Genomic DNA, 17,401 nt, shown 5'->3' on the forward strand with positions numbered 1-17,401 from the left:
ACGCTGACCCGCCCCCAGATGCAGCATGAAACGGCCGCGCTACTGCCGGAGCGGTTCGTCAAATGGTTTGCCGAGCGCGGCTGGTCGCCCCGGCCGCATCAGCTTGATCTGCTCGGCAAGGCGCAGGCGGGAAAGTCGGTTCTGCTGATCGCGCCGACCGGGGCCGGCAAGACACTGGCCGGCTTCCTGCCGACACTGACGGACCTGGAGCACCGGCCGAGGCGAAGGCCGGGCGAGGCGCGCCGCGGCATTCACACGCTCTACATCTCGCCGCTGAAGGCGCTGGCCGTCGATATCGAGCGCAATCTGGGAAAGCCGGTCAGCGAGATCGGCCTGCCGGTGACGATGGAGACACGCACCGGCGACACGCCGGTGCACAAGCGCCAGCGCCAGAAGCTCGCCCCGCCCGACATTCTCATGACCACGCCCGAGCAACTGGCCTTGCTGATCGCCGCCTCGGATGCGCAGCGCTTCTTCGAGGACCTGCGCTACGTCGTGCTCGACGAGTTGCATTCGCTGGTAACCTCGAAACGCGGCCACCTGCTCTCGCTCGGCCTGGCGCGGCTGCGCCGCTACGTGCCGTCGCTGCAGGCCATCGGCCTGTCTGCGACCGTTGCGGAGCCGGACGAACTGCGCTGCTGGCTGGTCGGCCAGAACCCGCCTGGCGACATGGCCGACCTGATCACCGTCGCCGGCGGGGCGAAACCCGAAATCACCATACTCGATTCCGAAGAGCACGTGCCGTGGTCGGGACATTCGGCGCGCTACGCCACGCCCGAAATCTACGATGCGGTCAAAAGGCACAAGACGACGCTGCTCTTCGTCAATACCCGCAGCCAGGCCGAATTGCTGTTCCAGGAGCTCTGGCGCGTCAACGACGACAGTTTGCCGATAGCGCTTCATCACGGCTCGCTTGATGTCGCCCAGCGCCGGCGCGTGGAAAAAGCGATGGAGACCAACAGCCTGCGCGCCATAGTCGCCACCTCGACGCTCGACCTCGGCATCGACTGGGGCGATGTCGACCTCGTCGTCCATGTCGGCGCGCCGAAGGGGGCGAGCCGGCTGGCGCAGCGTATCGGCCGCTCCAACCACCGCATGGATGAGCCGAGCCGCGCGATGCTCATTCCCGCCAATCGCTTCGAGGTGCTGGAATGCCGTGCGGCGCTGGATGCAAATTATCTCGGCGCGCAGGACACGCCGCCACTGGTCGATGGCGGGCTCGACGTCCTGTCCCAGCATGTGCTGGGCTGCGCCTGCGGCGCGCCTTTCTTTGCGGACGAGCTGTTCGAGGAGGTTAGGAGCGCAGCGCCCTACGCCAACCTCGACCGGGCAACTTTCGACCGCGTCGTAGAATTCGTCGCCACCGGCGGCTATTCGCTGAAGAGCTACGAGCGCTACGCCCGCATCAGGCGCACCAAGGACGGCGCGTGGCGCGTTTCCAACCCGCGCGTTGCGCAGCAGTACCGGCTGAATGTCGGAACCATCATAGAGGTGCCGGCGCTCAACGTGCGTTACGTCAAGGCCGGAAGCAAGGGTTCGGTCTCGCGCGGGGGGGCAGTGCTCGGCAAGATCGAGGAGGCGTTTCTCGAGACGCTGACCTATGGCGACACATTCATGTTCGCCGGCAAGGTGCTGCGCTTCGAGGGCATTCGCGAGAACGAGTGCTTCGTCTCGAACGCGCCGGGCGCCGATGCAAAGGTGCCGTACTATGGCGGCGGCAAGTTCCCGCTCTCGACCTATCTGGCCGAGCAGGTGCGCGCCATGCTGGCTGATCCTGACCGCTGGAAGAATCTGCCGAACCAGGTCGCCGACTGGCTGCGCATACAGGCGGAAAAATCCGTTCTCCCGCGACGCCAGGATCTGCTGATCGAAACCTTCCCTCGCGGCGAGCGCCATTACATGGTCGCCTATCCGTTCGAGGGACGGCTGGCGCACCAGACGCTGGGCATGCTGCTGACACGCCGGCTGGAGCGGGCCGGCGCGCGCCCGCTCGGCTTCGTGGCGACCGACTACGCCATGGCGATCTGGTCGCTCGGCGACATGGGCCACATGTTCAAACGCGGCCAGCCGAGCCTGGGCCAGCTCTTTGACGAGGATATGTTGGGCGACGATCTCGAAGCCTGGCTCGCCGACAGCTGGCTCCTGAAGCGCACCTTCCGCAATTGCGCGCTGATCTCAGGCCTGATCGAAAAGCGTCATCCCGGCCAGGAAAAGAGCGGCAGGCAGGTGACCGTGTCGGCCGATCTCATCTACGATGTGCTGCGCAGCCACGAGCCCGACCACATCCTTTTGCAGGCGACGCGCGCGGATGCGGCGACCGGCCTTCTCGACGTCAGGAGACTTGCCGAGATGCTGTCGCGCATCCGCAGCCGAATCGTGCATAAGGATCTAGAGCGGATTTCGCCGCTCGCCGTGCCGATCATGCTCGAGGTGGGCAAGATGCCGGTCCATGGCGAGGCCGGGGATTCGCTGCTCACCGAAGCCGCCGATCTGGTCGAAGAGGCGATGGGTTAGAATGAACGTAGCGCTGAGGCCTGTTGCGGCCGGGAAAGACGGGACGATCCTGATTGCGGGCGAGCGAGCTGTCTGCGACCAGCGCGGCGTGCTCTATTTTCCCGAACTGGACCTTCTGGCCGTCTCGGACCTGCACCTGGAGAAGGGCTCGTCCTTCGCGCGGCGCGGCGTTCTCCTGCCGCCCTACGACACGGCCGCGACCCTTTTGCGCCTGCAGACGATAATTAACGCTTATCGTCCCCGGACGGTGATCAGCCTCGGCGACAGCTTTCACGACGGCGAAGGTTCAGCGCGCCTGCCCGAGCCATTCCGCAATTTTCTTTGCGCCATGATGGCAGGCCGCGACTGGTTCTGGGTCGCCGGAAATCACGACCCCGATGCGCCCGCCGGCCTGCCGGGCGAGACGGTGCGCGAAATCGCGATCGGCGGGCTGGTGTTCCGCCACGAGCCGTCGGCGGTTCCGGTGGCTGGCGAGATCGCCGGCCATCTTCACCCCTGCGCACGGATCGTGCAGCGCGGCCGCTCCGTGCGCCGCCGCTGCTTCGCCAGCGATGGCGACAGGCTCGTCATGCCGGCCTTCGGCAGCTACACCGGCTCGCTGAACGTGCTCGATCGCGCCTATGCCGGCCTGTTCCGCTGGGAAGCCTTCGTCGCCTACATGCTGGGATCAAGCCGCATTTTCGCCATCTCCGGCGCGATGCTGCGGCCGGGATAAATCAAGCACTGCCGGCCGGCAAAAGGGAGGCCTTCTGCGCTTCTTGACCCAGCCTCAATCCCTGCGGAAGATGAGGCGCCCGAGCCAGCCGGTCACCATTGCGAGGCCGACCGCGACAAAGCCATAGAAGGTGGCGTGATTGCTCGACAGGCGAAAGAGCATCTGCTCGAAGCCGGACTTCAGTATGGCCAGTTGCGCCGAGGTTTCCCTCACGAACACGCCGTTGCGGAACAGGAAGGCGCGCGCCTTGTGCGTGCCGACGGGGATGTTCGGCGCCAGCGTCACCGTCGCGCGGAAGAGGTTTGCCGATAGGAATTGGACGCCGCCGATGCGCTCGTTGTAAAGGCCGGTCGCCTTCTTGCGCTCGCGCAACGCGGCCTCGAACTGCTCGAGCGTTGCCGGGCTGCTGTCAGGATCGGCTGGCTGAATGTGAAGATAGTCGGCGCCGAGGGCCAGTTGCCGGTAGTTGGTCGGGCCGGTGATGTCCTGCGGCATCCGCGTCGTGGCGACAGAATAGGATTGCGGCACGTTGACGAACGTTTCCGACTGCATGTTGACCCAGACGCCGAGCACGCGGTCCTTGCGCCGCACAACCACCGGCCGTGCGGGCCCCTCCAGCACGACTATGACATCATAGCGGCCCTGCCGGCTGATCAGCGGATCGGCGTTCTCGATGGAGCCGAAGATGGTCAGGTTGGCGCCGGAAAAGTCCGCGGTGATCTCGATACGGTCGGTCGACAGGCCGATCTGGATCCGTTCCGGGTCAGCTTGCGCCAGCGCGGCGGAGGGCAGGCAGCAGAGCGCGGCCAGCAGCATCGCGGCGAGCGCTTTTGTTCTGCCGGTCATGGCTCCCCCGTCAGCCCTGTGAGTGAATAGAGGCTGGGTGGCGGCAGGAAAAGACCGAAGGCAAGGCGTACTGCGACCGCCAGCACCAGCATCCCAAGCAGCGCCCGCAACTGCTCGCCGCGCAGCTTCTGGCCGGCTTTCGCGCCATATTGCGCGCCGGCAACGCCGCCCAGCATGAGCACGAACGCCAGGACAATATCGACCGTCTGGTTCGTGGTGGCGTGGACGATGGTGGTGAATGCAGCAACGAAGATGATCTGGAACAGCGAGGTGCCGACGACGACGTTTGTCGGCACCTTCAGCAGATAGATCAAAGCCGGCACCATGATGAAGCCGCCGCCCACGCCCATGATCGAGGACAGAAAGCCGATGCCGGCGCCCAGCGCCAGAACCGGGATTACGCTGACGAAGAGCTTAGAGGCGCGAAAGCGCATTTTCAGCGGCAGGCGGTGGATCCAGTTGTGCTGGCCGGGTTTCTTCAGCGTCGGGGCCGCGCCGCCTTTGGCGCGCCTGATGGCGTTGACGCTCTCAACCAACATCAAGCCGCCGACGAGGCCGAGAAAGACGACGTAGAGCAGGGATATGAACAGGTCGAGCTGGCCGAGGGCGCGCAGCAGCGTGAACGCATAGATGCCGATCGTGGATCCGACGATGCCGCCGGCCAGAAGCACCGTGCCGAGCTTGAAATCGAGCGTTCCGCGCTTGAAATGCGCTAGCGCCCCGGAAAAGGACGATGCGATGACCTGGTTGGCGCCGGTGGCGACCGCAATGGCGGGAGGGATGTTGTAGAAGATCAGGAGCGGCGTGATCAGAAACCCGCCGCCGACGCCGAACATGCCCGACAGGAAGCCAACCGCCGCGCCCATCGCAAGCAGCACCAATACATTAACGGACATTTCAGCGATCGGGAGATAGATGCCCACCCGTCAAACTCGATTGTATGTGCCTGTCGGCGAAGACCGTCCCTTGTCCTCGGGTTATACGGCTCTTGCGCCGACAATGCGGCGAAGTCAAACTTCACCGCATTGTCGAAATAAAAACCATCTCAACAGGTTATCATCGAATCCGTAACCAAAGCGTTCCGGTAGCGACGCTTGGTAGGATCATTTGCGCGCAATCAGCGCGCGAACCAGCTTTTCGTCGATCTCGCCGGTCGCCGCCATGTCGTTGTCCTTCTGGAAAGCGATGATCGCGTTCTTGGTCTTCTTGCCCATGACGCCGTCGGCGCTGCCGGCATCATATCCGTTCTTGTTCAAGATGGACTGGATATTCTGCACCGCCTTCTTCATATCGATGCCGGCGGTGGTGTCGGCGCTTTCCCGCCAGGAGTCGGGTATGTCGACGACGTTGGCCTGCGGGTCGAGCGGCTTGGCCTTCCACAGTTCGGCCGCCGCGCGGGCGCGTTCGAGCTGTTCGGGGCGCAGCGCATTGGCAATCTCGTCGCGCTTGGCGGAGGCGTCGCGGTCGCCCGCCTTGGCCACCAGTGCGAACCATTTGTAGGATTCCTCGAGGTTCTGCGTCATGCCGACGCCCTTGGCCGCGAGGATGCCGAGGTTGAACTGGCTGTCCTTGACGCCGAGTTCGGCCGCGTCGGTGAACCAGCGTGCCGCCGATTCATTGTCGGCCGTGCCGTCTGCGCCCATGGCGAACAGCACCGCGAGATTGTGCATGGCGCTGGCGTTGCCCTGTGCCGCCGCGAGCTGGTACCAGGTCTTCGACTTCTGCACGTCGCGTTCGACGCCAACGCCTTTCTCATAGAGGTTGCCGATGCGGTACTGTGCCGGCGCGAAGCCGAGTTCTGCTGATTTCTCGTACCATTTCGCCGCTTCTTTCATGTCGGCGGTCACGCCGCGGCCGTCGGCATAGCGCGAAGCAATTTCGAACAACGCCTTGGCGTCGCCGGCATCCGCCGCCTCGCGAAGCGCCACCGGTCCGGCCTCGACAGGCACGGTTATCGCAGGCATTGCAGTGGAGGGTACGGCGGTTGCCGTTAATACGGGGTCCATCTCCGGCTGCGGTTCGGCAGTCGGTGCGGTTGAGGGAGTTTCGTCCGCAGAGGCCGGCTCGGTCGGCTGTACGCCTCCGGCCTGAGCGGCCGGTTCTTCCGGCGAAGTCTCGGTAGCGTGGGTGTCTTCCCACGCCTCCTGGGGGGAGTCGGATGGCGTTTCCTCGTCGACCTTGCGCACCGCGATCTCTTCGTCCGGCGCGACGCCTTCCAGTTCAGCGTCCGGTGCGGTTTCCTCCAGCGCCACCTGCGGTGAGGCGTCGTCCTGCGCTGGCTCCGGGGTCGAGGCTGTTTCGATCAGCTGCTTGGCGACGAGCGGGACAGCCGAAATTTCCGCGATCTCGCCACCGTCCGCCAGGAATGCCTTGCCGAGTTGAAGGCCGGCAAGCGCGATGACAATGCCGGCGCTGGCCATCAGGATGGTCTTGCGCCGCTTCTTCAAGAGGTCGCCGATCCTGAGCGCCCGCACCGGTCCGCCTAGATCGGCGTTGCGCTTCAGCACTTCGGCCTCAGCCGCCGCCGCCTGTGCAGCGCGGCGCGCAGCCGCGATGAAATCGGATTTGGCCGCGTCGGGCTCGTTCGGCTTGGCGGGTTGGCCTCGTTCGTCGCGCACGCGCTTCATGATCGCGTTGAGGTCGGGGCCGCCCGAACCGGGCTCCAGCGGACGGTTGGCAAGTTTGGGGTCGAGCGGTTCGTCGAGATCGACGCTGGGGGCTTCGCTCGCGGCAGCGGCCGGGGCCGAACCCGCCAGCGGCGGCGTTTCCTTGTCCTTGCGGCCGGTCAGCGCGCGCGCGATGCCGCCAAACATGGAGCGTCTGCCGGAAGGCTCGTTCTCTGCGATGCTATCGGAACCGAGGGCGGCCTCCGCAGCCGCTGCGGCGGCTTCGGCGGGCGTCAGCTGGCCGCGCCCTGCGGGAGCGACGTCCTCCGCGGCATGAAGCGGCATGGCGTCATCGAAATCGAGAGACGGCGCGTCCTGCAGCGACAGCTTGCGCTGCGGCGCCGGCTTGGGAGCGGCCGGGGCTTCGTCGGAATTCTCCAACGAGCCGAGGCGGTCGACGATCTTGATCAGCGTGTCGTGAATGGCTTCGAAAGTCTTGGTGTTGCGTTCATCGGAACGGCGGGTCAGCGCTTCCAGTGCTTTCAGATCCTGGGCGAGGCCGGTGACGGCGGCCGTGTGCGTCTGCGAGCCGTCGAGCGAGCGCACCGCATTCTCGGCGGCCTGCCGCGCAGCTTCGAGGATCGATTCGCGGCTGCCGGCGATCGACTTCTCGATATCGTCGAGACGCGGCCCGATGTCGTCGAATTCCGGCAGGGGCGTTCCGGGGCGAGTGAGGTGGTTGGAAAGCCCGGCCACCTGCGCTTCCAAGCTGCGGATCAGTTCCGGATCGATGCCGGCGAACTGCGACGATGAGGCATCGAGCCGGCTCGAAATGCTCTCCAGCCGCGCTTCCAGCCCGCGTATGGCATCGCTGCCGGGCTCGCCGGCTCCACCCGAGCCGATCTTGTCGGCCAGCGCTGCAAAACGCGCATCGATAGCGTTCATGATCGCGGCGTTGTCAAAGGTTGCGTCCGGCACCCTCTGGTCGAGCCGGTCGGCCACTTCGTCGAGGCGGCGTTCGAGGTCGCGGAACAGCATGTTGCCCTGTTCCAGCGCGTCGCCCTGCCGGCGCTCGATCATGCTGGACAACAGGTCGAAGCGCTGCTCGATGCCCTGAAAGATGTACTCGGCATCCGGCGTCGTCGGGACGCGGTCGATCTTCTCGGCGATCCCGGCGATCTGCCTTGCCAGCCGTTCCACCACCTGATCGGGCACGTTGGCGTGCGCGGCGAGTTCGTCGACGCGCTGCGACAGGAAGTTGATGCGTTCGATGACCTCGCCGGACGGGCGCTCCTCAGCGACTTCATCGATCTGCCGCGCCAGCGCCGAGATACGGGCCTCTATGCGCTCGAATGGCTCGGGGTCGAAGTTGGGCATTTGCGCGGCGGCCGTCGAAGCGACGATTGCGCGCGAGATCTCGTCGAGACGCTCCTCGATCAGGGCAAACGTCTCGGACCCGCCATGCTCCTGCTGGCGAGCAAAATGATCGACGGCGCCGGCCAGCGTGCGCACTTTCTCTTCGAGCGAGCGCAGCGACAGCGATTCGGGAAGATTGTTGACCGCATCACTGATCTGCTCGAGCCGCGCTGTCAGCGCCGCCAGGCCGGGCTCTCCGGCCCGCTGACGCGCGTCGGCGCGATCCTCGAAATCGCTCCAGCGACGGTCGAATTCGTCCCAGCGGCGGTCGACCGAAAGCACGGTCTCCTCGCGCGCCAGCGTGTCGAGAGCCGCCTTCACCTGCTCCAGTTCCAGCCGGAGCATGTTGATGCTCTTGTCGTCGCTGCGTTCCGAAAGCGTCTGGATAGCGGTCGAGATGCGCTCGAACTCACGGCCGAGTTCTTCGCCCACCCGCGTTGCAGCGCCTGACGAATAGGCCCGCTCAATGTCCTTGCGAAGGACCTCGAATTCACGGCGAATGCCGGAAGTGACCTGCAGGCGCAGTTCCTCGCGCAGCGCCTTCAACTCGCCTGCGATCTTGCCGGCCGCGGCGATCCCGTCCTCCTGCCCGCGCAGGCGGTCCATGTCGCGTGCGATCGACTGGTAAGGCTGCTCGCGCATACGCGACGAGTGGGGCGTGTTGGAGTCAAGGCGCGCCTGTGGGCTCGTGCGATCCGTTTCGCCACGTGCATAATCGTCGGCGCGTTCGGGCGAGCGGCCCAACCGCTGCTCGAGCGTTTCCAGCGAGCGGTTCAGCTGCTCGAGCGTGGTATGCGGCCTGCGCTGTCTTCCGGCATTCAGTGTGTCGAGATATGACCGCTTGCTGTTCATCGAAACGCCCATCTGCCAGTTTCTCCGGCCGCCTGGGCCGGTTTGGAATCCGTTGCCGAGTGCGACCGCAGCGAAGCCACGGAAACGAAGCGTGGCTGCGCCGCGCTCCGGAAACCGTGAAGAACTAGGTACAAAATAGCCACGGAAGACCGACACGCGCACAATTCGCCCAACGTGGTAAACAAGCCGTTAACCAAGCTTAAGATCGGGCAAGGATTGTTTAAAAACGATGGTGCATTCGGCGCGGCGGTGCGACACTCTATCAGCGAAGACAAGGCTTGCGCGGCCAAGTTCGCCCGATTATATCATTTACGTAAACGTAAAAGTGCGGGAACCCGCTCAGCTTACGCACCCAACAGTTGAAACCATAGCTGGAAGCCAACGCCCCGAATGCTTCCGACCGGCGCAAAGCGGCCCGACCGCAGCGCCCCACACGGGGAAAGCAAATGACGATGAAACCCATGAAAGCCGGCGACAATGCTGGCGCTACAGACAACATGTTCGTCGATTCGGGCGAGGCCGGGGACGGCTTTCTCAGGATCGGCGAGATGGCCAAGAAGTTCGGCGTGACGCTGCGCACGCTTCGTTTCTACGAAGACAAGGGACTGCTGCATCCTCAGCGTGACGGCAGCACCCGGCTCTATACCCGGCGCGACAAGGCGCGGCTGAAGCTGATCCTGCTCGGCCGCAAGGTCGGCTTCTCGCTGCGCGATGTGAAGCAGATGATGGATCTCTACGATCCTTCCGGCACGAACACCAAGCAGCTTCGCCTGGCGCTCGACAAATCCGAAAAGCAGCTCGCCCGCCTGCAGAAGCAGAAGCAGGTGATCGAGGACGCTATCGATGAGTTGACGGCTTCGATGACCCTCGTACGCAAGATGCTTGCCGAGCGGCCCAACGCCCAGACGAACAGCGCCGCCTGAAGGTGTGTTGATGTTCAGGGATACCGGCCTGCAAATGGCGGCTTTCTACGCTTCCGGTGCTCACGTACTTAAATGTACGCTCCGCTCCGGTTCTCGAAATCCGCCATTTTCGTCGCTGCGCGCCCTCTTCGATTCCGGCGCGGCCTGACCTGAATCGCAACACATTTAGGCGACGGCAAATTGTAGACGAGAAGGCGCGGGTTTCCCGCGCCTTTTTCGTTCGCATGGACGCGTACGGTGCAATCCGGCGCCTGTGATCCGCTTGTCCACAAGACATTCCATCCGTGCATGACGGCAATTGACGTTTACGCAAACGTCAATTATTGCTATGACCGTTCGATCGAGGCCGCCAGCGCCCGGCAGGCGCTTTTCATGGCCGTCAGAAATCGCGTGCTGGAGGAAGAGAGATGCCGACATACAAAGCGCCGGTTCAGGACACGCTTTTCGTGCTGAACGAAGTGCTGGGCTACGAGCGCTACAGCAATCTCCCCGGTTTTTCCGATGCCACGCCCGACGTGCTCGAGGCGATACTCGCCGAGGGCGCAAAGCTTGCCGAGAACGTCATCCTGCCGACAAACCGCGTGGGCGACATAGAGGGCTGCGTCCGCCACGAGGACGGCTCCGTCACGACGCCCAAGGGCTTCAAGGAAGCCTTCGACCAATATCGCGAAGGTGGCTGGATGGGTCTGGCGGCGCCGGCCGAATATGGCGGGCAAGGCCTGCCTTACACCGTCCATTCGGCTGTCGGCGAATATCTCTCCTCCGCCAATATGGCGCTGATGATGTATCCCGGCCTCACCCAGGGCGCCATCGCGGCGATCCTCGTCCATGGCTCGGACGAGCAGAAGCAGTCGTTTCTGCCAAAGATGGTAGAAGGTCTCTGGACCGGCACCATGAACCTGACCGAGCCGCATTGCGGCACCGATCTCGGCCTGCTGCGCACCAAGGCGGTTCCCAATGGTGACGGCGGCTATAAGATTTCCGGCCAGAAGATTTTCATCTCGGCCGGCGAGCACGACATGGCCGAGAACATCGTCCATCTGGTGCTGGCCCGTATCGAGGGCGCGCCTGAAGGCGTCAAGGGCATCTCGCTGTTCATCGTGCCCAAGTTCAAGTTGAAGGACGGCGGGTTGGGCGATCGCAACGGCGTGTCCTGCGGCTCGATCGAAGAGAAGATGGGCATCCACGGCAACTCGACTTGCGTCCTGAACTATGACGAGGCCGAGGGCCATCTGCTCGGTGAGCCGAATGGCGGCCTGAAGGCGATGTTCACGATGATGAACGAGGCGCGTCTATCGGTCGGCATGCAGGGGTTGTGCATCTCGGAGATCGCCTACCAGAACGCCGTCGCCTATGCCCGCGACCGCATCCAGGGCCGCTCGCTGACCGGGCCCAAGGCGCCGGACAAGAAGGCCGATCCGATCATCGTCCACCCCGACATCCGCCGCAATCTGATGACTATGAAGGCGTTCAACGAGGCCGGCCGCGCGCTGATCCTGTGGACAGCGATCAAGTCGGATCTCGCGCATCGTTCCGGCGACGACAAGGAGCGCCAGGCGGCCGACGACCACATGGGCCTGATGACGCCGATCATCAAAGGCGTGCTGACCGACAAGGGTTTTGACCATGCCGTGATGGCGCAACAGGTGTTTGGCGGGCACGGCTATATCGAAGAGCACGGCATGAGCCAGTTCGTGCGCGATGCTCGCATCGCCATGATCTATGAAGGCGCGAACGGCATCCAGGCGCTCGACCTCGTCGGCCGCAAGCTGGCACAGAATGGCGGCCGCGCGGTGCAGGCCTTCTTCAAGGAGGTCGGCGAGTTCTGCGAGGAGAACCGCGCCGACGAGAAAATGACGCCGTTCACCAAACAGCTCAAGAAGGGGCTCAACGACCTGCAGGCCGCGACCATGTGGCTGATGCAGAACGGCATGCAGAACCCCGACAATGCGGGCGCGGCCTCGACCGACTATTTGCATCTCTTCGGCCTGGTCTCGCTAGGCTATATGTGGGCGCAGATGGTCAAGGTCGCGCAGGGCAAGCTGGCGAACGGAGCCGGCGAAACCGCGTCCTTCTACGAAAACAAGCTGGTCACCGGCCGCTATTTCATGGAACGTGTGATGCCGGAAACGTCGGCGCACCTGGCCCGCATTTCAAGCGGCGCGGGATCCATGATGGCGCTGCCGGCCGAAGCGTTCTAATCCGGCTGTACCGACGGGAGAGCAAACAGCAATGACCAGCCCCGCCGAAATCCTCTCTCTGCCCAAGCCCGAATGGGCCGGCGACGATGTCGCCATGCTCTACGACATGGCGACGCGGTTTCTCTCCGAAGAAATCGCGCCCCGCTACGATGAGTTCGAGAAGGCAGAGATGTTCGACCGCGAAAGCTGGGAAAAGGCCGGCGCGGCGGGCCTGCTCTGCGCCTCGATGCCGGAGGAATATGGCGGCTCGGGCGGCACCTTCGCGCATGAGAGCGCCATCATCGAGGCGATCAGCCATGTCGGCGTCGACGGCTTCGGCATCGGCCTGCACAATTCGATCGTCGCGCCTTACATTCTCCACTACGGCTCAGAAGAGCAGAAGAAGAAGTGGCTGCCGAGGATGGCCACCGGCGAGTTGATCGGCGCCATCGCCATGACCGAGCCGGGAGCCGGATCCGACCTGCAGGGCGTGAAGACCTCGGCCAAGCGCGACGGCAACCAGTATTCGATCAATGGCTCAAAAACCTTCATCACCAACGGCCAGCTCGCCAATTTGATCATCGTCGTCACCAAAACCGATCCCTCGAAGGGCGCCAAGGGCACCTCGCTGATCGTCGTCGAGACCGACGAGGTCGAGGGCTTCGAACGCGGCCGCAACCTCGACAAGATCGGCCTGAAATCGAACGACACGTCGGAGCTTTTTTTCAAGGACGTGCGCGTGCCGACCTCCAATCTGCTCGGCCACGAGGAAGGGCAGGGATTCATCCAGTTGATGCAGCAATTGCCGCAGGAGCGCCTCCAGATCGGCACCACCGCAATTGCTGCTGTCGAGCGTGCGCTGGCCCTGACCATCGATTACGTCAAGGAGCGCAAGGCCTTCGGCAAGGCGATCCTCGAATTCCAGAACACCCAGTTCAAGCTTGCCGAGCTCAAGACCGAAGCAACTATCGGCCGCGTCTTCTACAATGATTGCGTGGCACGCCACATCGATGGGGGGCTCGATCCTGTAACCGCCTCCATGGCCAAGTACTGGCTGACCGATTTGCAGGGCAAGGTGATGGACGAATGCCTTCAACTGCATGGCGGTTATGGCTACATGAATGAATATCCGATCGCCCGCATGTTCCGCGACGCCCGCGTCCAGGGCATCTATGGCGGTACCAACGAGATCATGAAACTGCTGATCGCACGCTCGCTCTAGCAGCGGTCCCGGCATTCGAGGAGAAAGATGATGGCCGAAGCCTATGTTTACGACGCCGTGCGCACGCCGCGCGGCCGCGGCAAGAAGGACGGGGCGTTGCACGAAGTGCCGGCGGTTCGTCTCGGCGCGAAGGTTCTGGAAGCGCTGCGCGACCGCAACGGACTCGACACCGGCACTGTCGACGACATCATCTTCGGCTGCGTCGACCCGGTCGGCGAAGCCGGTTCGGTGATCCCGCGCTCCTCGGCCTTCGAGGCAGGCTACGCAATGACGGCGCCCGGCATCCAGATCTCGCGCTTCTGCGCCTCGGGGCTCGATGCGATCAATCTGGGTGCGGCCAAGATCGCCCAGGGCTCGGACGAGATCGTCATCGCCGGCGGCGTGGAATCCATGTCGCGCGTCGGCATGGGCATGTCGGGCGGCGCCTGGTTCATGGACCCGTCGGTTGGCCTGCCCGCCTATTTCATGCCGCAGGGCGTTTCGGCCGATCTGATCGCCACCAAATACGGCTTTTCGCGCGACGACGTTGACGCCTATGCGGTCGAGAGCCAGAAGCGCGCCGCGAATGCCTGGGAGAAGGGTTACTTCAAGAACTCGGTCGTGCCGGTGAAGGACCAGAACGGCCTGACCATCCTCGACCGTGACGAGCACATGCGCCCGACGACCGACATGCAGTCGCTGGCCTCGCTCAACCCCTCCTTCACCATGCCTGGCGAGATGGGCGGCTTCGGCGCCGTCGCCGTGCAGCGCTATCCGGAAATCGAGGAGGTCAACTACGTCCATCACGCCGGTAATTCTTCCGGCATCGTCGACGGCGCCGCCGCTGTCCTGCTCGGCTCAAAAAAAGCCGGCAAGACCATGGGGATGAATCCTCGCGCCCGCATCCGCGCGCTGGCCAATATCGGCTCTGAGCCGGCGATCATGCTGACCGGCCCGGTCGACGTGACCGAAAAGCTGCTGATGCGCGCCAAGATGAAGCTGTCGGACATCGACCTGTTCGAGCTCAACGAGGCCTTTGCCTCGGTGGTGCTGCGCTACATGCAGGCCTTTGACATTCCGCACGACAAGATCAACGTCAATGGCGGCGCCATCGCCATGGGCCATCCGCTCGGCGCGACCGGCGCGATGATCTTCGGCACGGTGCTCGACGAACTGGAGCGCCGCGACCTGAACACCGCGTTGGTGACACTCTGCATCGGCGCCGGCATGGGCACCGCTACCATCATCGAACGCGTCTGACCGGGGAGAAGAAGAAATGGCTTACAAGAATTTCACGGTCGAGACCGACGGCGACGGCATCGCGCTGGTCACCTGGGACATGCCCGACAAATCGATGAACATCTTCACCGAGGAGGTGATGAACGAGCTCGAGGCCATCGTTGGTCAGGTGGCGTCGGATGCGGCGGTAAAGGGCGCGGTGATCACCTCGGGCAAGGAGAGTTTTTCCGGCGGCGCGGACCTCACCATGCTGAAGCGCATGCTGACGCTGTTCCATGAGGAAGAGGCCAAGGACCACGACAAGGCGGTCAGGATGCTGTTCGACGGCGCAGGCCGGATGGGCGGGCTGTTCCGTAAACTAGAAACCTCCGGAAAACCGTGGGTGTCGGCGATCAACGGCACCTGCATGGGCGGCGCGTTCGAGATGTCGCTGGCCTGCCATGGCCGCGTCGCTGCCGATTCCGACAAGGTGAAGATGGCGTTGCCGGAAGTGAAGGTCGGCATCTTCCCGGGCGCCGGCGGCACCCAGCGCGTTCCCCGCCTGGCGCAGCCGCAGGAAGCGCTGCAGATGCTGACCTCCGGCCAGAACCTCACTCCGCAGAAGGCCAAGGCGATGGGCCTGATCCACGAGATCGCGCCTCCCGAAAAACTCATCGAAGCCGCCAAGGCGATGATCAAAAACGGCCTGAAGCCGGTCCAGCCCTGGGACGAGAAGGGTTTCAAGCTGCCCGGCGGTCCCGTCTATTCGGCGGCGGGCGCGAATCTCTGGCCGCCGGCGATCGCCATCCTGCGCCGCGAGACCTACGGCAATTATCCGGCCGCGTCCGCCATCCTGAAATGCGTATATGAAGGCCTGCTGGTGCCGTTCGACACGGGGCTCAGGATCGAACAGCGCTATTTCACCGAGATCATGCAGACTACCGAAGCGGCGATGATGATCCGCTCGCTGTTCGTATCGCTGCAGGAACTGAACAAGGGCGCGCGCCGCCCGGTTGGCGTTCCCGACACGAAGTTCAAGAAGATCGGCGTGCTTGGCGCTGGCTTCATGGGCGCGGGCATCGCCTATGTCACGGCAAAGGCTGGCATTCCGGTCGTGCTGCTCGACCGCGACATGCCGTCCGCCGAAAAGGGCAAGGCGCATTCCGAAAACCTGATTTCCGAACAGGTCAAGAAAGGCCGGGCAAAGCCGGAGGAGAAGGAAAAGCTGCTTTCCCTCATCACGCCGACGGCTGACTATGCGGCGCTGGACGGCTGCGACCTCGTCATCGAGGCGGTGTTCGAGGATTCCGAGGTGAAGAAGACGGCGATCGAAAAGGCCGAGGCAGTGCTGAAGTCCTCCGCCGTCTTCGCCTCCAACACCTCCACCATTCCGATCACCGGGCTCGCCAAGAATTCGGCGCGGCCGAAGAACTTCATCGGCATCCATTTCTTCTCGCCGGTCGACAGGATGATGCTGGTCGAGATCATTCTCGGCAAGAAGACCGGCGACAAGGCGCTGGCCATGGCGATCGACTATGTCCGCGCCATCAAGAAGACGCCGATCGTCGTCAACGATACGCGCGGCTTCTACGTCAACCGCTGCGTGCTGCGCTACATGTCGGAATCCTACAGGATGCTGATCGAAGGCGTGCCCGCGCCGATGATCGAGAATGCCGCGAAGATGGCCGGCATGCCTGTCGGCCCGCTCGCGCTGACCGACGAGACCGCGATCGATCTCGCCCAGAAGATTATGAAGCAGACCATCCGCGATCTCGGCGAGAAAGCCGTCGATCCCGAGCAGATGAAACTCATCGACACGATGGTCGACACGCACGGGCGCCACGGCCGGAAGAACGGCAAAGGCTTCTACGATTATCCCGCCAAACCCGCGAAGAAGAAGCTGTGGCCCGGCCTGAAGGATCTCTACCCGCAGCTTGCCCCGGAAAAGGTCGATGTCGAGGAACTGAAGCAGCGTTTCCTCGTCACCATCGCTTTGGAAGCGGCGCGCGTGATGGAGGAGGGCATCGTCACCGACCCACGCGAGGCCGATGTCGGCTCCATTCTGGCCTTCGGATTCGCGCCCTACACCGGCGGTGCGCTGTCCTACATCGACGGGATGGGGGCGAAGAAATTCCTCAAGTTGGCGAAAGGCCTGCAGAAGAAATTCGGCGCGCAGTTCAAGGCGCCGAAACTGCTCGTCGACATGGCGGACAAGGGCGAGACGTTCTACGAGCGCTTCGATCCCTACAAGAAGGACGAGGTGCGAAAGGCGGCCTGACCGGACGCCCCGCATGTATGTCTGGGCTCGTTTTGCTCGAATGGCCGCGACGGTGAAAAGCCGCGGGCCTTACCGGCTGGGCGGGACGAGCCGCCTGGCCTTCCGCTGCTTGCCGACCGACATCGATTTCAACATCCATCTGAACAATGCGCGCTATCTCATGCTGGCCGATCTCGGCCGCATGGACATCTTTCTACGCTCAGGCCTTCTGAAGCTGATGCGCGAGAAGAAATGGGCGCCGATGATGGGCGGCGTGCAGTCGGTCTTCGTCCGCGAGATCAGGCTGTGGAGGCGTTTCGAGGTGGTCTCTTCGATCGAGACCTGGGACGGCACGCAGGTCATCGGCCGCCATCAGTTCATCCTCGACAATGGCGAGACTGCCGCGCTGGTGATGACGACGGCGGGCATTTACGAGCCCGCCAACCGCCGCTTCATCGAGATCGACCAGGTGATCGCCGCCCTGGGCGTAGAGACCAAGCCGCGCCAGCCGAGCGAAGCCGAACGGATATTCATGGCTTCGCACACCGGGCTGAGGGCCTTGGCGAAGGAGGGGTGACGCCTCCCGCCCGCAACGGAGTTTGGAGCAGCGCCGGGTCAACTCGGCTGGACAACTCCCACACCACGCGCTAGAAAGTTAAAAAGGTATTTTTTC

General features: G+C 63.6%; 11 protein-coding genes. 8 read left to right on the forward strand and 3 right to left on the reverse strand.

Annotated elements, in window-relative coordinates:
* Positions 1–18 precede the first annotated feature (18 nt).
* A complete protein-coding gene (locus ABVK50_RS01695) occupies positions 19–2,514 on the forward strand; it encodes a ligase-associated DNA damage response DEXH box helicase (protein ID WP_353643087.1) in 2,496 nt (831 codons plus the stop codon).
* Between the two features lies 1 nt (position 2,515).
* Positions 2,516–3,229, forward strand: a complete 714-nt coding sequence (gene pdeM, locus ABVK50_RS01700; protein ID WP_353643086.1) for a ligase-associated DNA damage response endonuclease PdeM — start codon at positions 2,516–2,518, stop codon at positions 3,227–3,229.
* A gap of 54 nt (positions 3,230–3,283) precedes the next feature.
* Here the strand turns inward: pdeM and ABVK50_RS01705 are convergent, their stop codons facing one another.
* From ABVK50_RS01705 to ABVK50_RS01715, 3 genes are all read right to left on the reverse strand, one after another.
* On the reverse strand, positions 3,284–4,075 hold the full coding sequence (locus ABVK50_RS01705) for a TIGR02186 family protein (protein WP_353643085.1): 792 nt from the start codon (positions 4,073–4,075) through the stop codon (positions 3,284–3,286).
* Positions 4,072–4,998 (reverse strand): sulfite exporter TauE/SafE family protein, encoded by a 927-nt coding sequence (locus tag ABVK50_RS01710; RefSeq protein ID WP_353643084.1) that lies wholly within the window; start codon positions 4,996–4,998, stop codon positions 4,072–4,074. Before ABVK50_RS01710 ends, ABVK50_RS01705 begins: the two co-directional genes overlap by 4 nt.
* Before the next feature lie 180 nt (positions 4,999–5,178).
* Positions 5,179–8,949 carry a peptidoglycan-binding protein gene (locus tag ABVK50_RS01715; protein WP_353646050.1) on the reverse strand — a complete coding sequence of 1,257 codons (3,771 nt, stop codon included), beginning with the start codon at positions 8,947–8,949 and terminating at the stop codon, positions 5,179–5,181.
* A 446-nt stretch (positions 8,950–9,395) separates the two neighbouring features.
* On the opposite strand from ABVK50_RS01715, the gene ABVK50_RS01720 reads away from it, so the two are divergent.
* The 6 genes from ABVK50_RS01720 to ABVK50_RS01745 all read left to right on the forward strand — a co-directional run bounded on the left by ABVK50_RS01720 (position 9,396) and on the right by ABVK50_RS01745 (position 17,305).
* Positions 9,396–9,872 carry a MerR family DNA-binding transcriptional regulator gene (locus ABVK50_RS01720; RefSeq protein WP_353643083.1) on the forward strand — a complete coding sequence of 159 codons (477 nt, stop codon included), beginning with the start codon at positions 9,396–9,398 and terminating at the stop codon, positions 9,870–9,872.
* A gap of 407 nt (positions 9,873–10,279) precedes the next feature.
* A complete protein-coding gene (locus tag ABVK50_RS01725) occupies positions 10,280–12,073 on the forward strand; it encodes an acyl-CoA dehydrogenase C-terminal domain-containing protein (RefSeq protein WP_353643082.1) in 1,794 nt (597 codons plus the stop codon).
* A gap of 31 nt (positions 12,074–12,104) precedes the next feature.
* A complete protein-coding gene (locus ABVK50_RS01730) occupies positions 12,105–13,274 on the forward strand; it encodes an acyl-CoA dehydrogenase family protein (RefSeq protein ID WP_353643081.1) in 1,170 nt (389 codons plus the stop codon).
* 30 nt (positions 13,275–13,304) lie between these two features.
* A complete protein-coding gene (locus tag ABVK50_RS01735; RefSeq protein ID WP_353643080.1) occupies positions 13,305–14,513 on the forward strand; it encodes an acetyl-CoA C-acetyltransferase in 1,209 nt (402 codons plus the stop codon).
* Positions 14,514–14,529: 16 nt separating this feature from the next.
* Positions 14,530–16,749, forward strand: coding sequence for a 3-hydroxyacyl-CoA dehydrogenase NAD-binding domain-containing protein (locus ABVK50_RS01740; RefSeq protein WP_353643079.1), 2,220 nt, complete (start codon positions 14,530–14,532; stop codon positions 16,747–16,749).
* Between the two features lie 13 nt (positions 16,750–16,762).
* Positions 16,763–17,305, forward strand: a complete 543-nt coding sequence (locus ABVK50_RS01745) for a thioesterase family protein (protein WP_353643078.1) — start codon at positions 16,763–16,765, stop codon at positions 17,303–17,305.
* The last annotated feature ends 96 nt before the right edge of the window (positions 17,306–17,401 follow it).

The sequence above is a fragment of the Mesorhizobium sp. WSM2240 genome, from assembly GCF_040438645.1.
Lineage (GTDB): Bacteria > Pseudomonadota > Alphaproteobacteria > Rhizobiales > Rhizobiaceae > Allomesorhizobium.